This window comes from Belliella filtrata, assembly GCF_022549775.1.
In the GTDB taxonomy this organism is placed as follows: Bacteria; Bacteroidota; Bacteroidia; order Cytophagales; family Cyclobacteriaceae; genus Belliella; species Belliella filtrata.
This window is the reverse complement of record NZ_JAKZGP010000112.1, coordinates 1-7,260: the sequence shown is the minus strand read 5'-3', so window position 1 is coordinate 7,260 and position 7,260 is coordinate 1. Positions and strand designations below refer to the sequence as shown.

Below are 7,260 nucleotides of genomic sequence, written 5' to 3'. Positions count from 1 at the left end.
CCCCTTCCCAATGTGCTTTCATTTTCGATAGCATTAAAAAAAACTGTAATTAGACCAATAGAAACTTCGCATCAACAACAGCTTCTAAATCATCAAAAAAGTTCGACATAATTCCGCCTCCCGCTACAGAGCAGGCAGAATAGACAAGGGTATAGTCCTTTCTGTTTGCACCCATAAATTTGACACCACAAAACCAAGAATAATAACCCACTTCCAAAATACAGTGTGATTTTTCCCCATTCAAATAGACCAAATTTATCTCCCATTCACAAAGAAAAAAAGAGATGGTTAAAAATCGTTGGGAGCTCAAAACAGAAGAAGTCGAAAAAGTTTGTAGGAAGAATGGATTGGCTGTTGATAAAGAACAAGCTAGGTTTATACTCGATTTCATTAGTATCTTAGCCGAAGCTGATGATACAAGTAAATTACTATAGAAGTGGTATTTGAGATTCAAATACTAGTTAATATCTGATATCAGGATTAATCTACTCTATTCCGACAAGTTACTATTGGATAACTTAATCAGTTTTATCGAAATTGGTTCTAAAATAATATTGAATTTAAACAAACGTTTTTTCTTATTTAAATACTGATTTTCATAATTTTAAAATTCAAATTGCACTTTTTTGAAAAATTATTTCACCGACTAACAATCGTAATTTTAGTTCTAAGCCTAACTCCATATTGATATATCAAAGCATATAAAAAAGTTCTAACAATGCTAATGTTAGAACTTTTATAAATAATATAAGGTGCAAGCTAAAGTTAGTTACCAGAAGAGTAATTATAATCGTAAAGTTCAATGATTTGCCCATCTACATTTTTGATTGACTTTAAACGATAGTATGGATCATATTCATATGAAAAAATCTGTCCTCTATAATCTGTGGAAGATGTTATGCCTGAGATGGGTTCAAATGTATAAGTCGTCATCATAGATTTTAAAGGATGCATTCTTAACTCATCTATTATCACATTTGAACCTGAAATATTTATGGTAGTGCTTGTTATGGTTTTTTCAATATACATCCAATTAGAAGTCAAAGATTCTGTTTGACCAGATATATTTACCGTTGCTGATGCTCCTGTAGAACGTGCCCAAAATGCTACTTTGTAAGGATTTGCGCTACTGGCAGGAATTGCCGTAGCTGAAACCGCACCATTTGATAAAGAATAAGCTCTTCTTCCCGTCTTATTATAAGTAGTTAAAGTTGAACCAGTATACGTCCAACCTCCTTTTTCATTGGTTTCAAAGGAAGAGTAATAAGCTTTATCAGAATCAGATAAATTTTCTAATTTTGCCATCAAATATTTACCAAAGGTATCCCATATTAAAAGATTGAAGCTTGAGTTTGGGGAAGTCTTGTATTTCTTTAGCCTTCCACTATTATCATACTCTGAATAAACCGATGTCCCATATTCTGGATTGGTCGAATTTTTTTCATAAACATTTTGAGGCACATAAACACCTGTAAAAGGCTTATAATATTCTATCCTTGTTGAATTTAAAAAAGTAGAACCCTTATAAATATCTGCCTTTACAATTGGAGAGGTTATATTTCTCTGAACCATCTCAGCATAAATCCCACTTGGGTCTTGATTCAAAACTACTTTTTGATGAGGGTAGGTTAACTCTGTCTTTATCAAACCTCCGTTACTGTCATTTACAGCCTCTGTGAGTTTCATGTAATAGCTGTTATCATATGTATAGTCAATAGTTTTCACAAAAGAATTAGTGCCTGAGAATTCTTCAATAGTAGTTTTAGAAAGTTGACTTCTTCCAGAAACTGGTAGATAATCTTTTGAAATAAAAAACATTACTCCACCTTGACTTGTCCAAAAATCATGAGGATTCCCTACGTTTGATCCAGTATATAGATATTTTACTGGTGCAATTGAAAGGGATATGAAATTATTGTGTCTAACTGGATTATTAGCATAATTATCTGCAAATTGATTGTAATTATTTGTAGTTTTTCTGAGCAAGGATCCATTTTTATCAAATACTTCTTCCTTTTGCAATAATCCAAAATTCCAACTTCTAAAGTTTGGAGGTACAAAAGGGAAAGTATTGAAATTTACTACAGGAGTATCTGTAAAATTGCTAAAGTAGCTAACAGTGTACCCCTCATGGTTAGCACCGACAATTCGCTTTTCAACTACTCTTCTATATAAAACAGCACTTCCGTTGAAATATGATAATTCAGTAATCGGAGAAGCAGAACGCATTACTTGATTATGTTGCCCAAATGTATAAGATGGTGCAGGTGGTGGGTATAAAGGGGTTTCAAAATCGTAAAACACACCATATGAATAAACCGGTAAAATCCCAAGAGTACCAGACGAATTAGTACTAGCCTCCAAAACATATTCATACTCCTTTGACTGTAATAGACTCCCATTTTTATCATAATCTGAGATTTTTTTTGCCCTTAGTCCTCCTACATTTACATTGGTACCAATTCTATTATCAGTAGCCATATTTGATTCCAATTCAAACAAGGTATACCCTCCAGTAGGATATGTGATTTTAGTCAGAGCCCCTGACTTTACTCTTTGCGGGTCAGTACTTCTATTACCGCCTGGAAGTGAATAGTAGCCACCAATTGGATTGACAAAAGTTTCGGCAGGTATTAAACTACTAGTATTATTGTTATTATGAAAACCCCAATGATCCTGTTTAGCAGAGAGTCTTTCTGGTAAAAGATACGAAGTGAAATAATCAAATGAATAGGCTCCAAGTACCGATTCACTTGATCCCTCGGTTAACTCTACAGCACTTAGAGTCAACCTGTTTAAAGAATAATTTTGGATTAACTTTATCCCTTTCTGTCCAAATTGAGATACAATTTGAACTTTCTGTAGCCCATAATCTCCTGGCAGGTCTGTTCTTTGAGTAGCATTGTAGGTGAAATTAATAAATTCACCAGTTGGGAAATCAATTCTTTTTAGTCTTTTACCAGCAACACTTTGCTGTAAATTAGAAGCATTGCCAGGTGCAGCAGGTAAATTTGCCCCTACTACAGCAACTCCAAAACTAAGTGATGAAGTAATATTATACATATAGGATGACGATTCATAAGTGAAAGTTATTTTATCTAGACCAGAAGGCGATTGTATCTCTGTTAAATACCATGCTGAGTCGGCATTTTTTCCAGGGCCATAAGCTATCCAATTTGATGTATTTCTCTCTACATCCCGAAAAATGTATCTTATACCTTTATCATCAGTAATTGTAAAACTTGTAATACGAGCATTACCTGATACTTGCTGTATGCTCCGTTCAACTTTCAAATTCTGCTGTGTCAGCATTAAAAAATCATTGTTTTTACCAAAAACAAATCTTCCTGAGACACCATTAAAATTAAAATTAAACACATCTATTTCACTGTCCTCCTCACCAGCATTTATCCTATTGTACCTCCGTAAATGAGGAGTATTTCCAGTATTTCCATCATAATCATTTGTAGGAAGGTTGGAAGAATTCCAAAAACCATAAGTATTTGTTTCATCAGGGATGCCTTTCATAACACGAGTAATTGCTCCACCCGCGAACAAACTCCAACCAATCCCAACGTTTGATGCCATTTCATCCACTTTTATTCCTCCAGCATGGTAGGATAGAGAAACTGACAAATTCAATTTATCCTGATAACTGTAATCATACACTGGAATTGAAATAGATGGAATCCCTGTTGATAAACCTACGGGAATACTTCCATATTTTGCCAAAGATGCTGCATTAGGTGAAGGGGGTATAATTCTTTCAATGCTGGGATTATAACTATTTTGAGCTATTATGTTCTTAATTTCAAAATGATAAGTACTATCGTTTGACATAGCGCCATTAATAGCATTATGAGTAATTGAACTTCTAAACTTCCCTCCAAAATCTACAGGGAAAACATTTAAACAAACAAACAATTGAAGTATATATAAAATGCTTTTCATATAAATTTTATAAGGAAATGATGTGAAACATAATTTTAAACTTTGGCAATCAAAATTTTTATTAATTTACAATACTTGCTTTTTAAAGAAAATATTGCAAAACAGTTGCCATCCTCTTAAGTTGTCTGTCGCATAACTTAATCTTTTTTTAGCTTTTTACATAAAATAGTTGTCTGACTCAGTATGATTTATTTCTTCTCTAATGACATCCCCACTTTAGAAAATAATACTATGCTCCCATGCAACCTTTTTCTACTCTATCTAACTCCCTCCACCCACTTTTAAAGAACTTCCTGCACTTCAGGCATACTCCCATAAATATAGTTTTTTTCTTTCATCTGAAGCTATTTTCAGTTGAAAAAAAAAGGCAGATGGGTGGCTTTTTTTAAAAACATCTTCTTAAATGAAAAAACGGATAAAAAGAAAGCATTCAATCGGGCTGCATGGCCGAGCTGTCAAGGTTTTTGGTAAAAAAATACTATCCGTCCGTAGGCGGATGGAGATTTTTTTATCAAAACCCGAAGGGCTTGACTTTGACAGCCCGAGCCAATGTAAGCCTAACTTTGCTCTTCTTTTTTGTTGTTTTTTTGTTTGCACGGATCTTCATCCTTGGACAGGGCCGTCTTTCGTAGCAGTTCCCAAAAGCACCCCTGATCGGGGGTTGGGGGTGATCTCTAGGCGGCCGGCCTTTTTGAGCGTTGGGTTGCGGGCCGCCTGCGGGTGCTGAAGACAGCCTGCCAGAAAAAGCCTGACTAAGGAAGGCGACTGGCAGTGAGCAGCGCCCATGATACCGCTTTCTTTTTGAACTGTTCATCATTGGCGCTGCAGTCTGTCGGTGGCCCGCAGGCCCGCAATAACTCTAACTGTGGGTGAATGCGTGGTGGCTGAACGCAACGAAGTGGAGTGAGGCGGCCTAAGCAGACACGGGAACAGCCGTGAGGAAAAGAAAAGAGCGCAAAAGACATGACAGCATCCGCCGCGGAGGACCCGAAGGGCGAACGGCTCTGTTTTATGCCTTTAAAAACAAACACTTTATAAAACAGTGCCGTGAGTGCTGGCGTGGCTTTTTGCCGGATGACGATGAAGAACAACGCTGAATCTGCCTCTTTTATTACGATATCATTTGGTTGAATCCCGTGTCTTTCAAAAAAACAAATCTTTGCAATCTCAATTTATCTCAATTCTTATCATACAGTACTGCTCTCAATGCAGGCGTTATTTCAACTTTTTCTACAGTAAAATTGATTGCCATTTCTTTTTCTAAATTAGTTCTACTAATAGAAAAACAAATAGTCGCAAAAACTACTATTGCTACAAAAGTAACTAAGAACACTATTGACCTTCTTTTCATTTACTAATTATCTTTTGAATTGACTTGGAACAATTGGCCAGCTATAACTCACTCCGCAAGTCGCACCACCACCAATAGACGCACCAATACCTATACCACCAGTAATCCAAGTAGGCCTACTAACCAAAGGTGAATCCTGAAATCCAACCGAACCAGTGATAGAACCACCTAAACCAAGACCTGCATCGGCACTACCGTAAGTACTCCATCCAAGTAAACCATCTCTAGCTTGACCTCTTTGTAAACTTCGCATATCTGAAGTTGCATAATAACCCGCACTAAAATTAATTAAAGCGTCACCTGATACTTGAGGGCCACCCTGACCACCAACTGTTAATACACCATAGGGTGCAAATTGTGAATCGTGCCCTCTTGTAATCCAATTAATAGAAAAATCAGTCTTAGTTCCTGCAAATGCAGTTACTGAAGATGAAAATGATAAAGAAATTTTATCAAGAAAATAAGCTCTTGCCATCGGGCTGTTCCAGGCATCTTGAGCCGCAGCCTGTCCTCTGTAATACCCTTTTTCCAATATCGATGGTCTTTGGGCCGTTACAGTTACTTCATTTAGATCCCTCCCTGCCTTGTCCATTCCCCGTTCCCAAAAGTATATTCAGCACCACCTGTGGATGTATAGCTCTGGCCGTCTATTGGATCTATTACATTTTCCTCACATTCGGGACACCTTCCATCGGGATCGTTATATCGTATAGGGTTGTTGCAGAAGGCACTGTATGGGGACATTCGGATTTTCTTGGGATGGTCTGCCAACGGGTCAACAACACTCCACCTTCCGATCGTCGGATCATACATTCTTGCCCCGTAGTCATAGAAATTAAGATTTAGATCGGAGATCAGTTCCTTCCCATTGTATAGGTACTTCTGCCCCACCCCACTAGGTGCCGAGTATGAATTAAACGTCATCCCAAATGGATAGTAGTCATCCTTCTGGACTATCGGGGTGTTGGTATGGGTTACCTTGAAGTTGTCAAAGAACACTTCAACGGGAGTTGGATTCTCGTTGGAGAAAGCCTGTGCGCCTTTGGCGTATAAATATACACATATCTTGGCTTTTGTATTGTGATTTGAATAGTTTTTACTAGTTCGTGCTGAACATTCGCACCTGATATGAGTAATACATTGAACATCTGAACCAAAATCAGCACCCTTAGAAAGGAAAAAAACTGGTCACAGGGTGATCTCGCTCAGCAAATCGGTTCATCCAGGGAGATTATAGGAAAGTATGAGCGCAACGAAAACTTACCCTCTTTCGAGATGGTGGCCAAGATGGCCCAGGCTTTTGGTGTAACGGTGGATTTTTTAATAGGGGAAGGCGAAAACGCCTCTTACGACAAAGAGACGGTGGAACGTATCAACGACATATAAAAAATGGATGCCGATACCAAAAGCATCCTCTTCAACTTCATTGATACCTATATCCAGAACTTCAAAACCAAAAAAGCTTTCGCTAAATAGAAAAAGCCCCTTGATCGGGGCTTTTTCTATTTACTCACTAAAGAGTTTAAATTGTTCCTGAAGAATATTAACCAAAAAGATAGTATAATAATATCATTAGTAATACTATAAGAAGGCCAATAAAATTCATCCTGCCTGCTAATAAAAATTCATTATCTTCTTTTTTCTTCTTCATCTCTTCTTTGGACATTTTCATTGATTAACCCGCTAGTTTTATTAACCCCGCTTTCAACAACACCTAATGCAGATTTTTGAGTATATTCCTGAATAGGGTTATTTATCAATCCTACTTTTTTAGATTGCTGAATTGCGGCACCTGTAGCCGAATTAGTAATTGCACCTACAGCGAGGTTAACACCTTCTTGGACTGCACCTTGAACATTTCCATTGCTTAAATGAACTCCCGCCTTCATGGATTTACCAAGTATGGAAGCTCCTTCACCAATAGGCACAAGAACCATAGAAGCTCCTTCTGTCGGTAT

The 7,260-nt window shown here is 37.2% G+C and carries 6 protein-coding genes; 1 reads left to right on the top strand and 5 read right to left on the bottom strand.

The genetic code is table 11. The features are described from left to right. Positions 1 to 49: 49 nt before the first annotated feature. From MM239_RS21055 to MM239_RS21050, 4 genes are all read right to left on the bottom strand, one after another. A complete protein-coding gene (locus tag MM239_RS21055; RefSeq protein WP_262918719.1) occupies positions 50 to 175 on the bottom strand; it encodes a hypothetical protein in 126 nt (41 codons plus the stop codon). 590 nt (positions 176 to 765) lie between these two features. Then, positions 766 to 3,951, bottom strand: a complete 3,186-nt coding sequence (locus MM239_RS20445) for a hypothetical protein (protein ID WP_241350186.1) — start codon at positions 3,949 to 3,951, stop codon at positions 766 to 768. 1,358 nt (positions 3,952 to 5,309) lie between these two features. After that, complete coding sequence (locus MM239_RS20440; RefSeq protein ID WP_241350185.1) at positions 5,310 to 5,894, bottom strand: hypothetical protein; 585 nt, start codon at positions 5,892 to 5,894, stop codon at positions 5,310 to 5,312. After that, positions 5,870 to 6,301: an RHS repeat domain-containing protein gene (locus MM239_RS21050; RefSeq protein WP_317235657.1), complete on the bottom strand. Its 432-nt coding sequence runs from the start codon at positions 6,299 to 6,301 to the stop codon at positions 5,870 to 5,872. Before MM239_RS21050 ends, MM239_RS20440 begins: the two co-directional genes overlap by 25 nt. Positions 6,302 to 6,460: 159 nt before the next feature. Here MM239_RS21050 and MM239_RS21275 point away from each other — a divergent pair, with 159 nt between their 5' ends. Beyond that, a complete protein-coding gene (locus tag MM239_RS21275; RefSeq protein WP_394801531.1) occupies positions 6,461 to 6,688 on the top strand; it encodes a helix-turn-helix domain-containing protein in 228 nt (75 codons plus the stop codon). A gap of 242 nt (positions 6,689 to 6,930) precedes the next feature. Here the strand turns inward: MM239_RS21275 and MM239_RS20430 are convergent. Further along, positions 6,931 to 7,260, bottom strand: a 330-nt coding sequence (locus tag MM239_RS20430; protein WP_241350183.1) for a hypothetical protein, incomplete at its 5' end; no start/stop codon positions are given.